Annotated in this window: 18 protein-coding genes and 1 pseudogene; 13 read left to right on the forward strand and 6 right to left on the reverse strand. The window is 71.2% G+C overall.

Translation table 11 applies throughout. The features are described 5' to 3' along the window. Positions 1-36: 36 nt before the first annotated feature. The 3 genes and pseudogenes from dprA to ACLII4_RS10155 all read left to right on the forward strand — a co-directional run. Positions 37-1173, forward strand: a complete 1137-nt coding sequence (dprA, locus tag ACLII4_RS10145) for a DNA-processing protein DprA (protein ID WP_412067280.1) — start codon at positions 37-39, stop codon at positions 1171-1173. A gap of 70 nt (positions 1174-1243) precedes the next feature. After that, positions 1244-2368 carry an endonuclease/exonuclease/phosphatase family protein gene (locus tag ACLII4_RS10150; protein ID WP_412067281.1) on the forward strand — a complete coding sequence of 375 codons (1125 nt, stop codon included), beginning with the start codon at positions 1244-1246 and terminating at the stop codon, positions 2366-2368. Positions 2369-2522: 154 nt separating this feature from the next. Then, a pseudogene (locus tag ACLII4_RS10155) lies at positions 2523-3506 on the forward strand (PLP-dependent cysteine synthase family protein); the annotation flags it as partial. A gap of 145 nt (positions 3507-3651) precedes the next feature. Here ACLII4_RS10155 and ACLII4_RS10160 read toward each other — a convergent pair. Next, the gene (locus tag ACLII4_RS10160) at positions 3652-4995 is read right to left on the reverse strand and encodes an aminotransferase class I/II-fold pyridoxal phosphate-dependent enzyme (RefSeq protein WP_412067282.1); all 1344 of its coding nucleotides are present in this window, start codon (positions 4993-4995) and stop codon (positions 3652-3654) included. A 234-nt stretch (positions 4996-5229) separates the two neighbouring features. Between ACLII4_RS10160 and ACLII4_RS10165 the strand changes: the two genes are divergently transcribed. Then, positions 5230-5544, forward strand: coding sequence for a DUF3467 domain-containing protein (locus tag ACLII4_RS10165; RefSeq protein ID WP_412067283.1), 315 nt, complete (start codon positions 5230-5232; stop codon positions 5542-5544). 55 nt (positions 5545-5599) lie between these two features. On the opposite strand, the gene ACLII4_RS10170 is transcribed toward ACLII4_RS10165, so the two are convergent. Together ACLII4_RS10170 and ACLII4_RS10175 are read right to left on the reverse strand one after the other, a co-directional pair. Then, the gene (locus ACLII4_RS10170) at positions 5600-6913 is read right to left on the reverse strand and encodes an aminotransferase class I/II-fold pyridoxal phosphate-dependent enzyme (RefSeq protein ID WP_412067284.1); all 1314 of its coding nucleotides are present in this window, start codon (positions 6911-6913) and stop codon (positions 5600-5602) included. 206 nt (positions 6914-7119) lie between these two features. Then, entirely contained in the window at positions 7120-8199 is a 1080-nt protein-coding gene (locus ACLII4_RS10175; protein WP_412067285.1) for an LptF/LptG family permease, read from the reverse strand. A gap of 233 nt (positions 8200-8432) precedes the next feature. Between ACLII4_RS10175 and sucC the strand changes: the two genes are divergently transcribed. The 4 genes from sucC to ACLII4_RS10195 all read left to right on the forward strand — a co-directional run bounded on the left by sucC (position 8433) and on the right by ACLII4_RS10195 (position 11656). Continuing rightward, positions 8433-9605, forward strand: a complete 1173-nt coding sequence (gene sucC, locus ACLII4_RS10180; RefSeq protein WP_412067286.1) for an ADP-forming succinate--CoA ligase subunit beta — start codon at positions 8433-8435, stop codon at positions 9603-9605. 67 nt (positions 9606-9672) lie between these two features. Beyond that, positions 9673-10677, forward strand: coding sequence for an ABC transporter ATP-binding protein (locus ACLII4_RS10185; RefSeq protein WP_412067287.1), 1005 nt, complete (start codon positions 9673-9675; stop codon positions 10675-10677). Between the two features lie 110 nt (positions 10678-10787). Continuing rightward, positions 10788-11189 carry a GNAT family N-acetyltransferase gene (locus ACLII4_RS10190; RefSeq protein ID WP_412067288.1) on the forward strand — a complete coding sequence of 134 codons (402 nt, stop codon included), beginning with the start codon at positions 10788-10790 and terminating at the stop codon, positions 11187-11189. Next, positions 11186-11656, forward strand: a complete 471-nt coding sequence (locus tag ACLII4_RS10195) for a DinB family protein (RefSeq protein ID WP_412067289.1) — start codon at positions 11186-11188, stop codon at positions 11654-11656. The genes ACLII4_RS10190 and ACLII4_RS10195 overlap by 4 nt, the downstream gene beginning before the upstream one ends. Here ACLII4_RS10195 and ACLII4_RS10200 read toward each other — a convergent pair. Both ACLII4_RS10200 and icd read right to left on the reverse strand, forming a co-directional pair. Continuing rightward, positions 11653-12672 carry an LD-carboxypeptidase gene (locus ACLII4_RS10200; protein ID WP_412067290.1) on the reverse strand — a complete coding sequence of 340 codons (1020 nt, stop codon included), beginning with the start codon at positions 12670-12672 and terminating at the stop codon, positions 11653-11655. The two genes, ACLII4_RS10195 and ACLII4_RS10200, sit on opposite strands and share 4 nt — an antisense overlap. Positions 12673-12758: 86 nt before the next feature. Beyond that, positions 12759-14015, reverse strand: a complete 1257-nt coding sequence (icd, locus tag ACLII4_RS10205; RefSeq protein ID WP_412067291.1) for an NADP-dependent isocitrate dehydrogenase — start codon at positions 14013-14015, stop codon at positions 12759-12761. Positions 14016-14169: 154 nt separating this feature from the next. Here icd and ACLII4_RS10210 point away from each other — a divergent pair, with 154 nt between their 5' ends. The 3 genes from ACLII4_RS10210 to ACLII4_RS10220 all read left to right on the forward strand — a co-directional run bounded on the left by ACLII4_RS10210 (position 14170) and on the right by ACLII4_RS10220 (position 17500). After that, positions 14170-15207 carry a D-alanine--D-alanine ligase family protein gene (locus ACLII4_RS10210; RefSeq protein ID WP_412067292.1) on the forward strand — a complete coding sequence of 346 codons (1038 nt, stop codon included), beginning with the start codon at positions 14170-14172 and terminating at the stop codon, positions 15205-15207. Positions 15208-15261: 54 nt separating this feature from the next. Beyond that, positions 15262-16092: a hypothetical protein gene (locus ACLII4_RS10215; RefSeq protein ID WP_412067293.1), complete on the forward strand. Its 831-nt coding sequence runs from the start codon at positions 15262-15264 to the stop codon at positions 16090-16092. 97 nt (positions 16093-16189) lie between these two features. Continuing rightward, a complete protein-coding gene (locus ACLII4_RS10220; protein WP_412067294.1) occupies positions 16190-17500 on the forward strand; it encodes a UDP-N-acetylmuramoyl-tripeptide--D-alanyl-D-alanine ligase in 1311 nt (436 codons plus the stop codon). A gap of 69 nt (positions 17501-17569) precedes the next feature. Here the strand turns inward: ACLII4_RS10220 and ACLII4_RS10225 are convergent, their stop codons facing one another. Beyond that, on the reverse strand, positions 17570-18319 hold the full coding sequence (locus tag ACLII4_RS10225; RefSeq protein ID WP_412067295.1) for a polyprenol monophosphomannose synthase: 750 nt from the start codon (positions 18317-18319) through the stop codon (positions 17570-17572). Between the two features lie 169 nt (positions 18320-18488). Between ACLII4_RS10225 and pdhA the strand changes: the two genes are divergently transcribed. Then, on the forward strand, positions 18489-19640 hold the full coding sequence (gene pdhA / locus ACLII4_RS10230) for a pyruvate dehydrogenase (acetyl-transferring) E1 component subunit alpha (RefSeq protein WP_412067296.1): 1152 nt from the start codon (positions 18489-18491) through the stop codon (positions 19638-19640). Between the two features lie 78 nt (positions 19641-19718). Continuing rightward, a complete protein-coding gene (locus ACLII4_RS10235) occupies positions 19719-20699 on the forward strand; it encodes a pyruvate dehydrogenase complex E1 component subunit beta (protein WP_412067297.1) in 981 nt (326 codons plus the stop codon). Positions 20700-20797 lie beyond the last annotated feature (98 nt).

Here is a 20797-nt window from a genome sequence, read left to right on the forward strand (position 1 = left end):
CGCTGACGTTCGCGGCGTCCACTTTAGGTTGGCGCCGTGGCTGACTTGTTTGCCTCCGAATCCGCTCGAGGGCTTGGCGTCGACGCGTGCCGAGCCCTCGTCGCGTTGTCGCTCGTCCCCGGCGTGGGCGCCACGCGCGCCCGGGCCGTCGTGGCGGCGTTCGGCGATGCCGTCACGGCGCTCGGGGCGTCGGCCGCGTCGCTGGTTCGGGTCGAGGGCGTCGGTCCCCAGACCGCCGCCGCCATCCGCGCCTGGGACGACTGGCCCGCCGTCGACGCCCAGTTCGCGCGCGCCGACGCCGTCGGCGCCACGTTGGTCACCTTCGACGACGACGAGTACCCGGCCCTCTTGCGGGAGGTCTACGATCCCCCCGCGTTCCTCTGGGTCCGCGGCCGCCTCGACCCCGCCGACGCCCTCGCCGTCGCCGTGGTCGGCACGCGGAAGGCGAGCGACTACGGGCGGCGCGTCGCCAGCGCGTTCGCCCAAGACCTCGCCCGGGCCGGCGTGACCGTCGTCAGCGGGCTGGCGTACGGCATCGACATCGCGGCGCACCGGGCCGCGCTGGCGGCAGGGGGGAGGACCGTCGCCGTGCTCGGCTCCGGCGTCGACGTGCTGTACCCGTCGCGCCATGCGGGGACCGTCCGCGAGATTCTCGACCGCGACCTCGGCGCCGTCGTCTCGGAACTCCCGCTCGGCGCCGCGCCGGACGCGGCCAACTTCCCCCGCCGCAACCGGATCGTCTCGGGCATGAGCCACGCCACGGTCGTCGCCGAGGCCCGCGCGACCGGCGGCGCGCTGCTGACGGCCGCGCTCGCGCTGGAGCAGAACCGCAGCGTCTTCGCCGTCCCGGGCTCCGTGTTCGCAGAGGCGCCCGGGACGAACCGGCTGATCCAGGCGGGCGCGGCGGCGCTGGCGACCTCGGCGGCGGACGTGCTTCGCGAGGTCGCCCCGCAAGCCGGGATCGCGCCCACCACCGGGCCCGCCCCGTGGCCCGTCGACCTCACCGCCATCGAGCGCCGCCTGCTGGGCGCGCTGTCCTCGGAGCCCCGCCCGCTCGACGCCGTGTGTGCCGACGCGGAGCTGGACACGTCGTCGGCGTTGGTCTACCTGTTGCAGCTCGAGTTCCGAGGCTTGGTCCGTCAACTCCAAGGCAAGCAGTTTTTCCGCGCCTGAGCCGGACGCCAGCCGTGCGGGACCGCGGCGGCGGCGGCGCGCGTTGGCACGGCCCCCACCCGCCGCCCGCGTGCTCCAGACCGCCCTCCTCGCCCTCGCCGCACTCTTCGTCGTGGCGACGTTCTTGCCACTGTCCAAGTCGCACGCGTGGTGGGTGCGCATGTTCGATTTCCCACGCCTGCAGATCGCCAGCGCGGCGGCCGTCGTGTGGGTGCTGCTGGTGGCCGTCGCCGTGGTGGCGGGCGGCCTGGGCCTGTGGGGGTGGGTGCTCGTGGCGGCGCTCGGCGTCGCCGTGGCTGTGCAGGCGGTCCAGATGCTGCCGTACTCGCCGGTCTGGAGGGTCCAGACCGAACGCGCGGAGCCGATGCTCGCCAGCCCCGACCGCCGCCTGCGACTGGTCGCCAGCAACGTGCTGATGCAGAACCGCGACGGCGACCGCTGGCTGTCGGTGATCCGCGAGGCCGACCCCGACATCGTGGTGGCCGTCGAGGTGGACGAGTGGTGGGCCGAGACGGCGGGCGCGCTCGCTGAGACGCACCCCCATTCCGTGCTGGTGCCGCAGGACGACACGTACGGGATGCTGGTCTTCTCGAAGCTGCCGCTTACGCAGACCGAGGTCCGCCACCTGGTCGAGCCCGAGGTGCCGAGCCTGTTTCTCACGGCCGAACTGCGCTCCGGCGAACCGGTCTCGCTCGTGTTCCTCCATCCGCGCCCCCCGCGCCCCGACATTGCCCAAGACTCGACGCTGCGCGACGCGGAACTGGTGCTGGCGGGGCGCGACGTGGCCCAGATCGACGGGCCGATCGTCGTGGCCGGCGACCTCAATGACGTGGCCTGGAGCCACACGACACGCCTTTTTCAGACGCTCTCCGGTCTCCTCGACCCGCGCGTCGGGCGCGGAGCGTTCTCGACGTTTCACGCCGAGCACTGGTGGCTGCGCTACCCGCTCGATCACGTCTTCCACTCCCACCACTTCTCTCTCGTCGAACTCCGCCGCCTGGACGCCGTCGGCAGCGACCACTTTCCGATCCTGATCGAGCTCGAGATGGACCCGGCCGTCGCCCCGATCCAGTCCGGCCCGGATGCCGCCACCGCAGAGCTTGACGAGGGGCGCGAGATGGTGGAGGACGCCGCCGAGATGAAGACGGAGGAGTCCGAGGCCGCCCACCAGGAGCGCGTCGAGAAGGACCAGTAGGGTGCTGTCGGCAGGGCGAGGGTGCGCAGAGCAGGCTCGCCTGCCATGGCTGCGCGAGTCGCTTGCGGCCCGGCTTTCCCTGCTCTCCTCACCGTGCGCCCACCGATCGCAGAACCGGCGCCCGTAGCTTTCCCAGCCCTCGACACGACGCCTTATGTGGTCCGACTCCATCCTCGACACGATCGGCAACACGCCGCTCGTCCGGCTCCGCGCTCTCGGGGCCGACCTCCCATGCACGGTGCTCGCGAAGGTCGAGTTTTTCAACCCCGGTGGGTCGGTCAAGGACCGGATCGGCGTCGCGATGATCGAGGACGCCGAGGCGAAGGGGCTGATCCAGCCCGGCGGGACCATCATCGAAGGGACGAGTGGCAACACGGGCGCCGGGCTGGCGATCGCGGCCATCGCCAAGGGCTACTCGTGCATCTTTACCACGACGGACAAGCAGAGCCCCGAGAAGGCCGACGTGCTCCGCGCCTTCGGCGCCGAGGTCATCGTCTGCCCGACAAACGTCGAGCCCGACGACCCGCGCAGCTACTACTCCGTCGCCCGGCGGCTGAGCGAGGAGATCCCCAACTCGTTCTACCCCAACCAGTACGACCACCCGGCAAACGCCGACGCGCACTACCGGACGACGGGGCCGGAGCTGTGGGACCAGACCGACGGACGGATCACCCACTACATCGCGGGCGCCGGGACGGGCGGCACCATCTCGGGCACGACCCGCTACCTCAAGGAGCAGAACCCCGGCCTGAAGACCATCGGCGTCGACCCGTACGGCAGCGTCTACGCCGAGTACTGGCGGACGGGCGAGTTCAAGGCGTCCGAGATCTACCCGTACTTCACTGAGGGCGTCGGTGAGGACATCCTGGCGGGCAACATGGACTTCTCGCTGGTCGACGACTACGTCCAGGTGGACGACGCGGCGGCGATGACGATGACGCGACGGCTGGCGCGCGAGGAGGGCTTGTTCTGTGGGCAGTCGTGCGGGATGGCCGTCGCCGGTGCGCTGGACTGGCTGGAGGCGCACCGCGCGGATCTGTTGGATGAAGACGTCGTCGTCATCCTGTTGCCGGACAGCGGCTTCCGCTATCTCTCGAAGACCTACAACGACGACTGGATGCGCGAGCACGGTTTCCTCGGCGCGGCGGCCGAGGTCAGCGATCCCTCGTAGCAACGCCCCATTCGGCCGCAGGTGACCGGCGGGCAACGGGGGGCCGTCTGTCAAGGGATGAGGGGTGGGATGGCCTCCTTCTCTCCATCCCGTTCTGCCTCTCGACCGGCGCTTAAAACCCGCCTTGGTAGGCGTCGAGGGTAGGCTCGTCGACCGCAGGCGGGAGGCCCGCCTCGCCGTCGCCCACCGACAGCGTGGCCTCGGCCCAGACCTCGGCCACGGTCGCGAGCAGGCGGTCGAGGTCGGCGCGCGTGTGGACGGCCGAGACGCTGAGCCGGAACCGCTGCTCGCGAGCAGGGACGACGGGCGCCTCGACGTGGTTGACGAACACGTCCCGCGCGTCGAACGCGTGCGCCATGGCGCGGACGTCGGCGCTGGGCGGGGCGGGGAGCGAGAAGATGGGCGTGAGGCCCTCGGCCTCGAACCCCTGCGCGCGGAGCCCCTCGGCGAGGTACGCCGCGTTCTCGACGAGCCGGGCGTGGATCTCGGGCTCGGCTTCCATCACGTCGAGCCCTGCGAGCACGGCGGCACACACGGCTGGCGACGGCGAGGCGCTGAACACGTAGGCGCGGGAAAAGTAGCGGAGGTACTCGACCACGGCCCGGTCGGCCGCGACAAACCCGCCCGAGACGGCGAACGACTTCGAGAAGGTGCCCACGACGGCGGTCGCGGCGTCGCACGCGTCGAACATCGCCAGCGTCCCGCGGCCGCCCGGCCCGGTCACGCCGGTCCCGTGCGCGTCATCGACGATGAGCGCGGCGGCGTGCCGCCGGCAGAGCTCGGCGACGCGGTCGAGCCGGGCCACGTCGCCCGTCATGGAGTACACCCCCTCGACGTTGACGAACACGTCCCGGTGGGCGGGCCGGTGCTCGGCGAGTGTGGCCTCGAGCGCCCGGAGGTCGCCGTGGGGGACCGACCGGCCCTCGATCCCACCAAGCTTCAGGCCGTCGAGGAAGGAGGCGTGGCTGTGGGCATCGTAGACGACGAGGTCGCCCGGGGCGGGGAGCGCGCTGAGAAGCCCCACATTTGCGGCGTAGCCGCTCCCGTAGAGGAGCGCGGCCTCTTGGCCTTCGAGCGCCGCCAGCCGCTCCTCGAGCGCGCGGTGGAGTGGGCCGTGCCCGTTGAGCGCAGGCGGCCCTCCGACCCCCGCGCCGTACTCGGCGACCGCCGACTGTATCCGGGCGACCACGGTCGGGTGGGTCGCCAGCCCGAGGTAATTGTTGGACCCGAACATCAGCATCGGCCGGGGCTCGCCGGTATGGCTCTGCACTTGGACCTCGCGGCCCATCGGCCCGAGCACACGCCGGTACTGGAGGCCGTCGGTGCCGGCGGCGCGCTCGTCGTGGATCCAGTCAGTGAAGGCCGTCGTCCGGTCGGCCAGCCCAAGTCCGGTCCGCATGCGGAGGAGGTCGCGGTAGCTCATCCGCTTGCGCGGGTGGCGAGAGGGAGTCGTCATGGGGGGTGGTGGGAGCTCGGATTCCTTCCGTGCGTGGGAGTCCGGTGTGTCGATTCGAACGTGTCGTCGAGCCCTGGTGGCCCGTCGTGGCATGCGTGCGTAGGCGTGGGCAACCCTGCGCTTGTCGTGGCGTGGCGGTCGTTGGGAAGCGTCTGAGCGTGGGCCGTCAGGCGGTGAGGGAGGGCCACAGGGGGAGAGGGAGGCCCTAGCTTCAGGCTCCCCTTCCCCGCCGTCATGGAGCCCGTCCCCGCCAAGTCCCCGTCCCTCTCGATCGAACTGGCCGAGGACGTCGCCGAGGGCGTCTATTCGAACCTGGTCATGATCTCGCACAGCCCGGAGGAGTTCATTCTGGACTTTATCCGCGTGATGCCGGGCGTCCCGAAGGCCCGCGTCAAGAGCCGGGTCGTGGTGACGCCGGGCCACGCCAAGCGGCTGCTGGCGGCGCTGGCGGACAACATCCAGCGTTACGAGGCGCAGCACGGGGACATTGGCGAAGTGCTGCCCGTCCAGCCGGACCTCCAGTTTTCCGGCCCGAGTGGGGAGGCGTGAGCCTCCGCGTGGGTGGGCCTTCGGCCTGCTCTCATGGGTGGGGGGCCGTTTGTCGTCAGAGCCCGAGCGACGGCGTCCCGCTGGCTTGCCCGTCGCCGAGCGGGCGGACGTGGGTGGCCCAGACGCCGTCGACGGCCTCCAGCAGCCGATCGATGTCCTCGCGCGTGTGGCTTGCGGTCAGGCTCACGCGGAAGCGCTGCTCCGAGGTCGGGACGGCGGGCGCCTCGATGTGGTTCATGAACAGGCCGCGCTCGTTGAAGTCGTGCGCGGCCGCGCGGACATCCGTGCCGGCCGGGACCGGCAGCGAGAACACGGCCGTGACGCCGTCCGCCGGGATGCCCATCGCGCGCAGGCCCTCGGCGAGGTAGCCGGTCCGGTCCATCAGGCGGGCGTGGATCTCGGGCTCGTCCCGAATCACGTCGAGGCCGGCGAGGACCGCCGCGCAGATGGCGGTCGAGGGCGCCGTCGAAAAGACGTAGGCCCGGGCGAAGTAGCGGAGGTAGTCCACCACGTCGCGGTCGGCGGCGATGAACCCGCCGGAGACGCCGAAGGACTTCGAGAACGTGCCCATCACGATGTCCACGTCGTCGGCGGCGTCGAACATGGCGACGGTGCCCGCGCCGTTGGGCCCGGTCACGCCGGTTCCGTGCGCCTCGTCCACGACGAGCGCGGCGCCGTGGCGCCGACACACCTCGCCGATCCGGTCGAGCCGGGCGACGCTGCCGGACATCGAGTAGACGCCCTCGACACAGACGAAGACGTTCTGGTACGTCTCGGTCGCCGCCGTCAGCTGGCGGTCGAGCGCCCGGGCGTCGTTGTGCGGGAAGGGGCGCGCCTCGATCCGGCCCATCTTCAAGCCGTCGAGCGTGGAGGCGTGGATCTCGGCGTCGTAGAGGACGAAGTCCTTCGGGCCGGGCAGGGCGCTCATCAGGCCCACGTTCGCCGAGTAGCCGCTGGAGAAGATCAAGGCGTCGGCCTTGCCCTCGTGCGCGGCCAGGCGCTCTTCGAGCTGGCGGTGGAGCGGCCCGTGCCCGTTCAGGATCGGCGGGCCTCCGGCCCCGACGCCGTACGCGGCGACGGCGTCGCGGACCGCCTCGATGACGCGGGGGTGAGTCGCGAGCCCGAGGTAGTTGTTCGACCCGAACATCAGCATCGACCGTGTCTGGCCGAGGTGGTCGCGCACGACGACCTCGCGGTCGGCGCGCGTCAGCACCTCGCGGAAGTGCAAGCCGTCGACGCCGTCGCCGCGCTCGCCGCGGATGCGGCCGGAGAATTCAGAGGTCCTCGAAGGGAGGTCGAGCTTGGTCCGGATGCGAACGAGGTCGCGATAGGACAAGACATCCTTCGAATGACGTGGTGGGAGCGTCATGGGAGTAGGTCAGCCGGGGGCTCTAATTAAGCTCCGTGCCGACCCCGTGTGTGCCCTTAAAGTGCAGTCTCAAGTTGGGCAATACGCCTAAGTGGCTACGCCACAGAGGCTTGAAGAGTGGACTTCTCTTTCTGCGACGGAGATTCTCTCAGTCGGACCGTTGAAATGGACTGGTGCCAGTAGTGCACAGAGACTACGTCTCCGGGTTACCGCTCCGATCTGGCGAGGAGCACGAGGGCCAAGACGGCAAACAGACCGTGCGGCAACCAGGCCGCGACGGCCGGCGGGATCGCCTGGACGTAGCCCAGAGGCTCGATCGTTTTCTGGAGCGCGAGGTACACAAACGCCACCCCCAGAGCCACGGCGAGATGGGCGGCCTGTCCGCCCCGGCGGCGGGTCGCTGCCAGCGGGACCGCCAGCAACACGAGGATCAGGTTGGCGAAGGGGTAGGCCCACTTGGCGTGGTACGCGACCGTCGCCCGGCCGCGCTCGGTCACGCCGGCCCGCTCCAGCGCGGCGACGTAGGCGCGCGCCTCGGGCAAGGTCATCCGCTCCGCGTCGCGCTCCGACTGGGCGAGATCCCGAGGGAGCACCGTCAGGGCAGTGTCGAGCTGCGCGTGGTAGACGTAGGTCTCGTTCCCGTCGGCAAAGGTGCGCAGGCCAACGTCGTCGGCGCGCCAGAGGCCGAGCGAGTCGACGTAGGTCATCTGGGCGGCGTCGAAGCGGCGGGAGACGCCGCGCTCGCCCAGGGACACGACGGAGACGCGAAAGGCCTGCGACCGCTCGCGGTCGAAATAGCGCGCCGCCAGCACCTCGCCCGGCGCCGTCTGGCGGTAGATCTCGGCCCCGCCGCCGCCCTCGGGCGCGTCGCGGTAGTAGCGGTTTTGAAAGGCGTGGACGACCGCGTTCGCGCGGGGGACGGCGAACCCGTTGAAGGCCAGCATGAGGGCCGTGAACACGAGGCCCGCCAGCACGAACGGCCGCATAAAGCGTCGCGTCGGCACGCCCGCCATGTGGATCGCCGTCAGTTCCATCGACTGTGCCAGCCGGGCCGTCACGTACACGGCGGCCAGGAACAGCGCGAGCGGGCTCGTCTGGCGGATGATGTCGGCCAGGTAGAAGAGGTAGTACTCCCCGAGGATCTGACCCGTCGTCGCCCCCCGGTCAAGGAAGTCGTCGATCCGCTCCGAGAAGTCCATCGTCACGAACGTCGCCGCGAGCAGGCCGACCAGCAGCAGCGACGCCGAGACGAAGCGCCGGAGGACGTGCCAGTCGAAGGTGGTCATGGGTCGAGGGGCAGGGGGTGGCCGCACCGTGCAGGCCGAAGGTCGGGACATCTCGGCGGGGTGCGGGAGAGAACGTCGCCCGCTGGCGTGCCGCCGTCGTCGGGGCCCTGCCTCCCGCCCGCTGCTGCCCTGCTCGCGGATCCCGCTCAACTCACCCAACCTGCGAATCCGTGCCGGGGCGTCCGAGTACCTTTCGGGACCTCTCGTTCAACCCGCCCCGCCAACCCGCCCCGATGAAAATCCACGAGTACCAGGCCAAGGAGATCCTCGCCCAGCACGGCGCCGTCGTCCAGCGCGGCATCGTCGCCGACACGGTCGACGCGGCCGTCGCTGCGGCCGAGACCATGGCCGCCGACGGCGTGACCCAGTTCGTGGTCAAGGCCCAGATCCACGCCGGCGGGCGCGGCAAGGGCGGCGGCGTCAAGTTCTGTCCGTCGATCGACGGCGTCCGCCCGGCGGCCGAAAAGATCCTGGGCATGCAGCTCAAGACGCCCCAGACCGGGCCCGAGGGCCAGCTGGTCAAGAAGGTGCTCGTCACGGCCGCCGAGGACATCGCCCACGAGTACTACCTCGGCATCACGCTCGACCGCGCGACCGGCCAGGACGTCATCATGGCCTCGACCGAGGGCGGCGTCGAGATCGAGGAGGTCGCCGAGGCGACGCCCGAGAAGATCGTCAAGGTCTGGATCGACCCGTCGGTCGGCTTGCGCGGCTTCCAGGCCAACGAGATCGCCTCGCGCCTCGGGTTCGAGGGCCAGGCCCTCAAGGAGGCGCGCAAGTTCGTCGTCGACCTCTACCGGGCGTACCAGAAGTCGGACGCGACGATCGCCGAGATCAACCCGCTCGTCAAGACCGAGGACGGCCGCGTGATCGCGCTCGACGCCAAGGTCAACCTCGACGACAACGCGCTCTACCGGCACCCCGACCTTGCCGCCATGCGCGACGAGGCCGAGGAGGAGCCGCTCGAGGTCGAGGCCAGCAAGCACAGCCTCAACTACATCAAGCTCGACGGCAACGTCGGCTGCATGGTGAATGGCGCCGGGCTGGCGATGGGGACCATGGACCTCATCAAGCTGGCGGGCGGCGAGCCGGCCAACTTCCTGGACGTGGGCGGGACGGCGAGCCCGAAGACGGTCGAGGCCGGCTTCCGCATCATCCAGTCGGACCCGAACGTGAAGGCCATCCTGGTCAACATCTTCGGAGGCATCGTCCGCTGCGACCGCGTCGCCAAGGGCGTCGTGGAGGCGGCCAACAACATGGAGCTGACCGTCCCGCTGATCGTGCGCCTGCAGGGCACGAACGCCGAGGAGGGCATGCAGATCTTGAAGGACAGCGGCCTGCCCATCGAGAGCGCCATCCGCCTGCAGGAGGCCGCCGACAAGGTGACCGCCGCGCTCAACGCGTAGCCGCCCGCCCCGTCTCTGACCCTGTGGGGGCACGCCGCCGGTGTGCCCCCACCTGTTTCCACGCCCCATGCCCGACTCCGCCCCCGTCCGCGTCGAGGCCGACGGCGTCGTCAAGCGCTACGGGGCCGTCGCCGCCGTCGACGGCGTCTCGCTCGACGTGCCGGGCGGCGAGTTCGTGTCTCTCCTCGGGCCGTCCGGCTGCGGCAAGACGACGCTCTTGCGGCTCATCGGCGGGTTCGAAACGCCGGACGCGGGCGCGATCCGCATCGGCGGGCGCGACGTGACCCGACTCGCGCCCCAGGACCGGCCGACGGCGATGGTCTTCCAGAGCTACGCGCTCTTCCCGACGATGACGGTCGGCGAGAACGTGGGCTACGGACTGTCGGTGCGCGGCGTGGGCCGGGCGCAAGCGGCCGAGCGCGTGGCGCGAGCGCTGGCGCGCGTCGATCTCGCGGGGCTCGGCGACCGATCCGTGGCGGCGCTGTCGGGCGGCCAGCAGCAGCGCGTGGCGCTGGCGCGGGCGATCGCGGTCGAGCCCGAGGTGATCCTGTTCGACGAGCCGCTGTCGAACCTCGACGCCGAACTGCGCGAGGCGACGCGCGCCGAACTCAAGGCGCTGCAGCGCGAGATCGGCGTGACGTCGCTGTACGTGACGCACGACCAGTCGGAGGCGCTCGCGATGAGCGACCGGATCGCGCTGATGCGAGCGGGCCGGATCGAGGCCGAGGGCACGCCGGAGGCGCTCTACACCGAGCCGCCGACGGCGTACGCGGCGTCGTTTCTGGGTGGCGCCAACGTGATCCGCGACGCGGCGCTTGCGGAGCAGCTCGCGGGCGAGCCGATGCCCGCCGGCCAGGCGCTGGCGGTCCGCCCCGAGGCGCTGGAGCCGGTCGCCAGCGGGCACGGTGTGCCCGCGCGCGTGCTCGGCCGGCTGTTCCTGGGGCTCACCGCCGAGTGGGCCGTCGAGGTGGGCGGTCAGCGCTTGCGGCTGTGGACCGACCCGGCGCGCGCTGTGCCCGAGGCGCTCGGCGTCCGCGCCGGTCAATGGCGTTGGGTGCGCGACGGGGCGTAGCGCAGGGGCTCGCGGATGTCGTTCCGTGCTGGCGGGTGGCGCTCTTGCAGGGCTAGCCGCAAACCCCGTCCGTCCCCGCGCGTACGCTCGGCCCGACGCCCCCCTGCCCGATGACCGACCCCGCCGCGCTCACCCTGCGCGACACCCTCGACGGCCTCACCCCGGCCCGCATCGCCACCCTCTACCGCCGCGCCCCGCTCCTGCGCTCGACCGACAACTCGGAGCGCTTGTGGGCCGCCTTCGAAAACTCGTCGCTCGTGCTGACGCTCTGGGACAAGGACCGGCTCGTCGGGCTGGCGCGCGTGCTCACCGACGGCGTCAGCACGGCCTACTTGTGCGACCTCGCCGTCGAGCCCGACCTCCAGGGCGCCGGCGTCGGCAAGCGGCTCATCGACGAGATCGGGACCCGGCTGCCCGGCGCCGAGATCGTGCTCCGCGACTCGAACCTGTCGACCGGCTTCTACGAGCGCCTGGGCTTCACGGCCGTTGGCAACGCCTGGATCCGAGGATGACCGCCGCCGCCCGCTATACGGTCGATGCCCTCCAGAAGACGCGCGCCTCGCTCGGCGGCCTGCTCGACCGGCTGAGCGACGACCAGTGGCTCGCCGTCCCCGACGGCTTCCGCAACAGCATTCTTTGGAATGTCGGCCACATCGCTGTCACGGCCGACCTGCTGACGTACGGGCTCGCCCGGCGCGCAGTGCCGTCGCCCGACTGGGCCGTCGCCGCCTTCCGCAAGGGGACCGCGCCGGACGCCTGGGAGACGCCGCCCGACATCGCGGCGACGCGCGCCCTCTTCGACACCGGCCTCGCCCCGCTCGCGGCCGACCTCGGCACCGACGCCTTCGCCGACTTCCGCCCGTACACGACCACGCCGGGCGTGACGCTCGCGAGCGTCGAGGAGGCCGTCGCGTTCAACGCCTTCCACGAAGGCCTGCACACGGGCACGATCGCCACGCTGTACCGACTCGTCCGCTAGGCGACGGCCGGCGCCACCAGACGGAGCGTCCCGGCGGCCGCGTCGATCTCGGCCTCGGCGCCGATGGGCACCGTCAGCTTGCGCGAGGTGTGGCCGATGCTGGCGCCCTGAAACGCGGGGACGCCGAGCGGCGCGATGTGCTGGCGGACGACCTCGTCGAGCGTGAACCCGTCGACCTCGCCCGAGTCGGGGTCGCAGCGGGGGCAGACGCCAAACACGAACCCGGCCAGCCCCGCCAGCAGGCCCGCTTGCCCGAGCTGCGTCAGCATCCGGTCGATGCGGTAGATGCCCTCGCCGATGTCCTCGACAAAGAGGATGTGGCCGCCCAGGTCCGGCATCCACTCGGTCCCGACGAGCGACGCGAGCACGGACAGGTTGCCGCCGACGAGCCGGCCGGTCGCCCGGCCGGGCGTGATCGGCGTCGGGGCCGAGAGCGGCGTCCCCGTCGTCCGCAGCGTCGCGGCCGTGCCGTCCATCACGACGCGGCGGAAGCTGTCGCCCGTCATGCCGCCCATCTCGGACGTGGCGTTCGGCCCGTGGAAGGTGACGAGCCCGGTGCGCGCATACGCCGCGAGCAGGAGGGAGGTGTTGTCGCTGAACCCGCAGAGCACCTTCGGATTCGCGCGCACCACGTCCCAGTCGACGAATGGGAGCGCGCGCGCGGCGCCCCAGCCGCCCCGCATGGCCATGACGGCGTCCACGCGGTCGTCGGCGAACATGGCGGTGATGGCATCCGCGCGCTGGCGGTCGGTCCCGGCGAAGTAGCCGTCGCGCGCGAGCAGGGTGGGGGCGGCGACGGTCTGCAGTCCGAGGCTCGCGAGATTCGCCCGCGCCTCGTCGATGATCGACGGCCGGTACACGATCCCGGCAGGCGCCACCAGGCCGACCGTGTCGCCGGGCCGCACGCGGGGCGGCTTCGTCGGCGTCTGCGGGCGGGCGACCGTCGCGAGCGAGGCGGGGGCGGACAAGCCGGCCGTGGCGAGGCCGGCGGCGGTCAGAAAGTGGCGGCGGTTCATGGGCGGTGGGAGGGGCCGGAAGGACGACGGCCCACCCCGGAACGATACCAGGGTGGGCCGCGGTCTCCGGTCCGTCGTCTGCGGTCCTAGAGATTCTCGATCAGCGCGTCGCCGAACTCGGAGCACTTCAGGAGGGTGGCGCCGTCCATCTGGCGCTCGAAGTCGTACGTGACGCGCTTCTGGCCGATCGTCGTCTCCATCGACCGGATGATGGCGTCGGCGGCCTCGGTCCAGCCCATGTAGCGGAGCATCATCTCGCCGGAGAGGATGACCGACGACGGGTTGACCTTGTCGAGCCCGGCGTACTTCGGGGCCGTCCCGTGCGTCGCCTCGAAGAGCGCCACGCCCGTCGTGTAGTTGATGTTGGCGCCCGGCGCGATGCCGATGCCGCCGACCTCGGCCGCGAGCGCGTCCGAGACGTAGTCGCCGTTGAGGTTGAGCGTCGCGATGACGCCGTACTCGGCGGGCCGCGTCAGGATCTGCTGGAGGAAGGCGTCGGCGATGACGTCCTTGACGGTGATCGTGACGCCGTTCTTGGTGAACGTCCGCCACGGGCCCTCGCCGATCACCTCGGCGCCGTACTCGGCGTCGGCGAGCTCGTAGCCCCAGTCGCGGAAGGCGCCCTCGGTGAACTTCATGATGTTCCCCTTGTGGACGAGCGTGACGGAGTCGCGACCATCCGCGACGGCGTAGTCGAACGCGGCGCGGACGAGCCGGGCCGTGCCCTCCTGGGAGACCGGCTTGATGCCGAACCCGGCGGTGTCGGGGAAGCGGACGTTCTTGAAGCGCTCGGGGAAGTGCTCCTTCATGAGCGCCTTGAACGTCTCGGCGTCCTCGGTGCCGTTCTCGAACTCGATGCCGGCGTAGATGTCCTCCGTGTTCTCGCGGAAGATGACCATGTCCACGTCCTCGGGCGCCTTGACGGGCGAGGGGACGCCGCTGAAGTAGCGGACGGGGCGGACGCAGGCGTAGAGGTCGAGCTTCTGGCGGAGCGCGACGTTGAGGCTCCGGATGCCGCCGCCGACGGGCGTGGTGAGGGGGCCCTTGATGGAGACCAAGTGCTCGTCCATCGCGGTCAGCGTGTCTTGGGGGAGCCACTCGCCGTACGCGTCCATGGCCTTCTGGCCGGCGAAGACCTCGAACCACTCGATCTGGCGGTCGCCGCCGTACGCCTTCTCGACGGCCGCGTCGAGCACGCGCGAGGCCGAGGCCCAGATGTCGGGCCCGATGCCGTCGCCCTCGATGAACGGGATGATGGGGCGGTCCGGGACGGAGAGCCCGTCGGCGGTCATCGTGATGGTCTCGCCAGCGGAGGGCGTGGTCAGGTCCTTGTAGTCGGCCATGCGTGGGTCGGGGTTCGGGAAGAGAGGGCGGGGAAGCTACGCGAGCGGGCGCGCGGCGATCCGGCGAGCGGCGGCGGTAGGTCGTCGGTCGCCATCCCCGGCCCCCGGTCTCGCGCGCAGGGTAGCTTGCGGACCGTCCCCCCCGAACGCCCCCATGCCCCACGTCGGACTCCTCTACGGCGGCCAGTCGGCCGAGCACGAGGTCTCGATCCTGTCCGCCGTCAACGTCGCCGCCGCGCTGGCCGAGCGGCACCGCGTCACGCCCATCTACATCGACCGCGACGGCCGCTGGCGGGTGACGCGCGCGGTCGACGGCGGCGAGGGCGACCGGCTGTGCTTCTGGCCCCACGCCGGCGGCGACACGCTGCGCGTCGACGGGCTGGGCGGGCTCGGGCTCGACGTGGTGTTCCCCGTCCTCCACGGCCACAACGGCGAGGACGGCACGATCCAGGGCTTCCTCCACACCCTCGGCCTCCCGTTCGTCGGGCCGGATGTGCTGGCGTCGGCGGCGTGCATGGACAAGGCCGTCGCCAAGCGGCTGCTGGAGGCGGCCGGCCTGGCGACGACCCCGTACCTCGTGACGTATGCCCACCACGACCGCCCGGACTTTGCAACGGTGCAAGAGCGTCTGGGCCCGACCGTGTTCGTCAAGCCCGCAAACTCCGGCTCGTCGGTCGGCGTCTCGCGCGTCGAGGCCGAGGCCGAGTGGGGCGCGGCGCTCGACGACGCGTTCCGCTACGACAAGACGGTCGTCGTCGAGACCGGCATCGAGGGGCGCGAGATCGAGGTGGCCGTGCTGGGCAACGAGCGGCCGGAGGCGTCGGTCCCGGGCGAGATCGTCATCACGACGCAGTTCTACGACTACGACTCGAAGTACACCGACCCCGACGCCAGCCGCATGGAGGTGCCGGCGGACCTCGACGCGGACACGACGGCCCGCGTGCGCGAGCTGGCGGTCGACGCCTACGTGGCCCTCGGCTGCGAGGGGCTCGGCCGCGTCGACTTTTTCGTGACCGGCGACGGCGAGATCCTGGTCAACGAGATCAACACGATCCCCGGCTTCACCGCGCGGAGCATGTACCCCGTGATGTGGGCCGCGACGGGGCGGAGCAACGAGCAGCTCGCGGACGACCTGGTGCAGCTGGCGCTCGACCGCCACGCCCGCGACGCCCGCCGCAAGCTGACGCGCTAGGTCGATTCGCCTCCCGTTCTGGACCCACCGCCCCACCCCTGTTCCGCTCCCCGCATGTCCGAGCGCACGTATTCCGAGGCCGAGGTCGCCGCCATCTTCGCCCGGGCCGCCGAGCGCCAGCGGCCGCCCTCCCCCTCGACGTTCTCGACGGGTCTGACGCTGGCGGAGGTCGAGCAGGCGGGGCGCGAGGCCGGGCTGGATCCGTCGACGGTGCGCGCGGCGGCCGCCGAGATCGACGCCCGCGAGCGCTACCCGGAGCGGTCGGCGGTGGCCGTGGCGGAGCGCTGGGTCGAGGCGCCGCTAGCGGCGGGGGCGTGGGACGACCTGGTCGCCTCGCTGCGGCACAGGTTCGGCGCCAGCACGGCGTGGTGGGGCACCGACACGGGGACGGTCGGGACGGCGCAGGAGTGGACCCACACCGCCGGGTCGGGCACGCGGACGACGGTGACGCTGAGCCCCCGGGAGGGGCAGACCCTGCTCCGGGTCGTGCAAGAGGGCGCCGGGCTCGGCGACGACCGCACGATGGGGTGGCTGGTGGCGGCGGTCGTCGCGCTCGTCCCGGCGATGCTGGCCGGCGCACTCGTTGCGGAGACGCTCGCGCTGGGCGACCTGATGGGGATCGCAACGGTGCTGCTCGTGCTGATCCCCAGCGTGGCCATCGGCGGGCCCTGGGTGGCGTCGCGCGTGCGGGCGGGGCGCTCGCGGCAAGCGGAGACGGTGCAGACCCTGGCTGACGACCTCGCAGATCAACTCGTCAGAGGCCGCCAACCGTCCGTCGAGCCCGCACCGGTCGAGGCGCCCGGTCCGCTCCTCGACCTCTCGGCGTTCGACGAGTCGGACACCGAAGCAGACGGGCGATCCGAACGCCGGCGCGAGCGGAGCTGAGCCGCCGTCTCGGAGTCGGCTCCCAGAGCGGAGCGCTCCGGCGGGCTCGGGCACCGGCCGCGCCGTGGCGAGTAGGCCCGGCCCCACACCTGCGCCCATGGCCTTCTCGACCGACACCCGCACGCTCCAGCCCGGCGACACCTACGTCGCCATCCGCGGCGAGACGCACGACGGCCACGCCTTCGTCCCGCAAGCGATCGCGAAGGGCGCGGCGGCCCTCATCGTCGAGGAGCCCGTCGAGGCGCCGGCGGGCGTGGACGTGACCGAGGTCGCCAGCAGCATCGACCACCTGGTCGCGCTCGCCTCGACACGCGTCCGCCAGCTCGGCTGCCGCACGGTCGCCATCACGGGGAGCGTGGGCAAGACGACGGCGCGGACGGCGGTCGTGGCCGTGCTGGCGCAGACGTTCGCCGTAAAGGGCTCCGAGGGCAACAAGAACACGCCGCTCGGCCTCTCGCTGACGCTGCTCAACGCGGACCTCACGCCCGAGACCGTCCTCGTCCTGGAGATGGGCGCGCGCATCCCGGGCGACATCCAGGAACTCTGCGACGCCTTCCCGCCGACCGTCGGCGTGGTCACGAACGTGCGCGGCGTACATCTCGAAACGCTGGGGAGCCTGGACGGCGTCGAGCGCGAAAAGTCCGAGATCGTCCGCGCCCTCGACGCCGACGGGACGGCCGTCCTCAACGGCGACGACCCACGCGCGCGCCGGATGGCCGGGGTCACCGCCGGAGCCGTCGTGCTCTATGGGGCCTTGTCGGACTGCGACGTGCGCCCGGAGCACGTCACGGCCGACCTCCCGATCCTGGGCGACCACGCCGTGTTCACGGCCATGCTGGCGACCGCCGTCGGCCGCGCCTTCGACATGGACGCCGACGCCATCACGCGCGGCCTGGAGGCCATCGAGCCCGAGAAAGGGCGCTTGCGCAAGCTGCCCGGCCGGGGCGGGAGCACGCTCGTCGACGACACCTACAACGCGTCGCCCGACGCCACGCGCTCGGCGCTCGACGTGCTGGCTGGGCTGGAGGCGGAGCGGCGAACGGCCATCCTGGGCGACATGCTGGAACTGGGCGAATCGGAAGTCGAGGAGCACGTCGCCGTCTTGCGCCACGCGCTGGGGTCGGCCGACCGCGTCTGGGCGGTCGAGTCGCCGTACACGATCATGAGCCGCGCCCACGCCGCGCTGGCCGACGACGAGCGCGAGCAGGTGGAGCTGTTCGGGTCGTCGCACGACGCCGCGCGAGCGGTCCGCGACGGGCGGCTCGCGCTGGCGACAGGCGACGCCGTCCTCGTCAAGGGCTCCCAGGGCGCGCGGATGGAGCGCGTCTCGGAGGCGGTGCTGGCGCCCGACCTCAACGCGGCCGACGTGCTGGCGCGGCAGACCGAACAGTGGAAAGCGATCGAGTAGGGCAGGGTAAGAGGCGAGCGGGATGAGTCTGGTCTCCGCCCCTTGTCACCTTACCCTTCCCTCTTGCCCTCAGAGCCTCCCAAACAGCGCGCGGGCCCTCAACTCCCACACCTTGCCCATCGCCTCGCGCACGATCGCGCTGCTCATCTTGGACTCGCCCTCGCTGCGCTCGGTGAACACGATGGGCACCTCGACGAGCCGGAAGCCGCGCCGCCACGCGCGGTAGTTCATCTCGATCTGGAACGAGTAACCGTTCGAGCGGACGCGGTCGAAGGGGATGGCCTCCAGCACCGCGCGGCGAAAGCACTTGAAGCCGGCCGTCACGTCGCGGATGGGCAGGCGCGTGATGAGCCGCGTGTAGACGCCCGCGCCGTAGCTCAGCACGAGCCGCCCGAGCGGCCAGTTCAGCACCCGCAAGCCGTCAACGTACCGGCTCCCGATGGCGACGTCCGCGCCCTGTCGGCAGGCCGCGACGAGGTGCGGGAGGTCGTTCGGGTTGTGCGAGAAGTCGGCGTCCATCTCGCAGACGTAGTCGAACCCGGCCTCCAGGGCGTGACGGAAGCCGCCGAGGTACGCCGTCCCGAGCCCCAGCTTGCCCGCGCGGCGGAGCAGCCCGACCCGGTCCGGCGCCTGCTGGCGGCGGGCCTCCACCAAGTCGGCGGTGCCGTCGGGCGAGCCGTCGTCGACGACCAGGACCGAGAGGTCGCCGTCGAGCGCGAGCACGGCGTCCACAATCGCGTCGATGGTCCCGGCCTCGTTGTAGGTCGGCACCACGACGACCACGTCGCCGGCGGGGGGGGAGAGGAAGACGTCGGACACGGTCTCAGGATACCGCGACGTCAGCCGGTGCCGGGCCGCCCCTCCGTGATGAGACGGCGAGGATGGCAACGCCCGTCCGCCAGGGCGCCCCCCGCGGCGGTAGCTTTCGGCTCGCCGCCGGATCCCGCTCGGGCCCTGGCGGTTCGCCTCACGCACCCCCCGACGCCCGATGGCCGGCACGACTGCTAAGAAGAAGGCTCCCGCGAAAAAGGCCCCGGCCCGCAAGGCCCCGGCGAAGGACGCCGCCAGCAACGGCGCGTCCGACTTTACGCCCGCCGTCCCCGACGTCCGCATCTACCGCGACAGCGGCCACACCCACGCGTCGCTGGGCCTGAGCGCCGACGACGTGCTGGCGATGTACGAGAACATGCTGCTGCAGAGGCGCTTCGAGGAGCGCGCGGCGCAGATGTACGGCCGCCAGAAGATCGCGGGCTTCCTGCACCTCTACATCGGCCAGGAGGCCGTCTCGACCGGCGCCGTCTGGGGCACGCGCCCCGACGACCCCATCATCACGGCGTACCGCGACCACGGCCTGGCGCTGGCGCGCGGGATGTCGAGCACGTCCGGCATGGCCGAGCTGTTCGGCAAGATCGACGGGTGCTCGCGCGGCAAGGGCGGCTCGATGCATTTTTTCGACGTGTCGCGCCACTTCTACGGCGGCCACGGCATCGTCGGCGGGCAGATCCCGGTCGGCGTCGGGATGGGCTTCGCGTGCAAGTACAAGGAGACCGGCGGCGTCGCGATGGCCTTCTTCGGCGACGGCGCCATCAACCAGGGCGCCTTCCACGAGGCCACGAATCTGGCGGCGCTCTACGACGTGCCGGTTCTGATCATCGTCGAGAACAACGCGTACGCGATGGGCACCTCGATCGAGCGCTCGCGCGGCGACGCCGAGCTCTACAAGCAGGCCTACCCCTACGGCATGCCCGCCGCCGTCATCGACGGGATGGACCTGTTCGAGGTCTACGGCGCCTTCAAGGAGATCGCCGACGACGCCCGCGGCGCGACCGACGGCCAGACCAAGCCCTACTTCGTCGAGGTCCAGACGTACCGCTACCGCGGCCACTCGATGTCGGACCCGCAGAAGTACCGGACGAAGGAGGAGATGGAGTCCAAGAAGAACGAGGACCCCATCATTCGCACCAAGACCTACCTGCTGGAGAACGACCTCGCGACCGAGGAGCAGCTCGACGCCATCGACGAGAAGGTCAAGGCCGAGGTCATGGAGGCCGTCGAGTTCGCCGAGAACAGCCCGCTCCCCGGCCTCGAGACCATGTACGAGGACGTGTACGCCGAAGACGGCGTCCCGATCGTCGAGTAACCCACCCACGAACCACGAACCGCGCCGTTTCCGGTCTCTCTTCGTAGAGCGTCGGGCGTCGAGCGCGGGCAGAACAGAATGGCAGAGCTGCAATACCGGGAGGCCCTCCGCGCCGCGATGGTGGAGGAGATGGAGCGCGACGAGAACGTCTACCTCATCGGCGAGGAAGTCGCCGAGTACGACGGGGCCTACAAGGTGTCGCAGGGGATGCTCGACCAGTTCGGGCCCAAGCGCATCATCGACACGCCCATCTCCGAGGCCGGCTTCGCCGGGCTGAGCATCGGCGCTGCGATCATGGGGCTCCGGCCGATCGTCGAGTTCATGACGTGGAACTTCACGTTCGTGGCGTTCGACCAGATCGTCTCGAACGCCGCCAAGGTCCGCTACATGTCGGGCGGCCAGGCCAAGGTGCCGATCGTCTTCCGGGGCGGGAACGGCGCGGCCGGCCAGCTCGGCGCGACGCACTCCAACTCGGTCGAGGCCCTGTACTCGAACGTGCCCGGGCTCAAGATCGTGGCGCCCTCGAACCCCGACGACGCCAAGGGCCTGCTCAAGGCCTCGATCCGCGACGACGACCCCGTCCTGTTCCTAGAGTCCGAGCTGATGTTCGGCCTCCGCGGCGAGGTCTCCGACGCCGACGACTACATCATCCCGATCGGCCAAGCGCGCATCGCGCGCGAGGGCGACGACGTGACGATCGTGGCCCACTCGAAGAGCTACTGGCTGGCGATGGACGCCGCCGAGGAGCTCGCCAAGCAGGGCATCGAGGCGACCGTCATCGACCCCCGCACGATCCGCCCGTTCCCGATCGGGGCCGTCGTCGACTCGGTCAAGAAGACGAACCGGCTCGTCATCGTCGACGAGAGCCAGCCGTTCGGCGGGATCGCGGCCGAGGTCGGCTTCCAGATCCAGCGCGAGTGCTTCGGCTACCTCGACGCGCCGGTCGAGCGCGTGACCGCCAAGGACGTGCCGGCGCCGTACGCCAAGAACCTCATCGAAGCCTGGATGCCGTCGGTCGACGGCGTCATCGAGGCCGTCAAGAAGACGCTCTACGTGTAGGAGGGACTGGGGACTCGGGACGAGGGACTGGGGAAATCCAGTCTCGCTCTCGCGCCTCCCGTCCCGGTTTTCATTCCCTCAGTCCCTAGGTCCCCACA

This window comes from Rubrivirga aquatilis, assembly GCF_046845665.1.
In the GTDB taxonomy this organism is placed as follows: Bacteria; Bacteroidota; Rhodothermia; order Rhodothermales; family Rubricoccaceae; genus Rubrivirga.

Bases quoted from the DNA above. Each gene is read 5' to 3' on its own strand.
- ACLII4_RS10160 (WP_412067282.1), bottom strand. From the start codon at position 4,995: ATGACGACTCCCTCTCGCCACCCGCGCAAGCGGATGAGCTACCGCGAC.
- ACLII4_RS10165 (WP_412067283.1), top strand. From the start codon at position 5,230: ATGGAGCCCGTCCCCGCCAAGTCCCCGTCCCTCTCGATCGAACTGGCC.
- ACLII4_RS10170 (WP_412067284.1), bottom strand. From the start codon at position 6,913: ATGACGCTCCCACCACGTCATTCGAAGGATGTCTTGTCCTATCGCGAC.
- ACLII4_RS10175 (WP_412067285.1), bottom strand. From the start codon at position 8,199: ATGACCACCTTCGACTGGCACGTCCTCCGGCGCTTCGTCTCGGCGTCG.
- sucC (WP_412067286.1), top strand. From the start codon at position 8,433: ATGAAAATCCACGAGTACCAGGCCAAGGAGATCCTCGCCCAGCACGGC.
- ACLII4_RS10185 (WP_412067287.1), top strand. From the start codon at position 9,673: ATGCCCGACTCCGCCCCCGTCCGCGTCGAGGCCGACGGCGTCGTCAAG.
- ACLII4_RS10190 (WP_412067288.1), top strand. From the start codon at position 10,788: ATGACCGACCCCGCCGCGCTCACCCTGCGCGACACCCTCGACGGCCTC.
- ACLII4_RS10195 (WP_412067289.1), top strand. From the start codon at position 11,186: ATGACCGCCGCCGCCCGCTATACGGTCGATGCCCTCCAGAAGACGCGC.
- ACLII4_RS10200 (WP_412067290.1), bottom strand. From the start codon at position 12,672: ATGAACCGCCGCCACTTTCTGACCGCCGCCGGCCTCGCCACGGCCGGC.
- icd (WP_412067291.1), bottom strand. From the start codon at position 14,015: ATGGCCGACTACAAGGACCTGACCACGCCCTCCGCTGGCGAGACCATC.
- ACLII4_RS10210 (WP_412067292.1), top strand. From the start codon at position 14,170: ATGCCCCACGTCGGACTCCTCTACGGCGGCCAGTCGGCCGAGCACGAG.
- ACLII4_RS10215 (WP_412067293.1), top strand. From the start codon at position 15,262: ATGTCCGAGCGCACGTATTCCGAGGCCGAGGTCGCCGCCATCTTCGCC.
- ACLII4_RS10220 (WP_412067294.1), top strand. From the start codon at position 16,190: ATGGCCTTCTCGACCGACACCCGCACGCTCCAGCCCGGCGACACCTAC.
- pdhA (WP_412067296.1), top strand. From the start codon at position 18,489: ATGGCCGGCACGACTGCTAAGAAGAAGGCTCCCGCGAAAAAGGCCCCG.
- ACLII4_RS10235 (WP_412067297.1), top strand. From the start codon at position 19,719: ATGGCAGAGCTGCAATACCGGGAGGCCCTCCGCGCCGCGATGGTGGAG.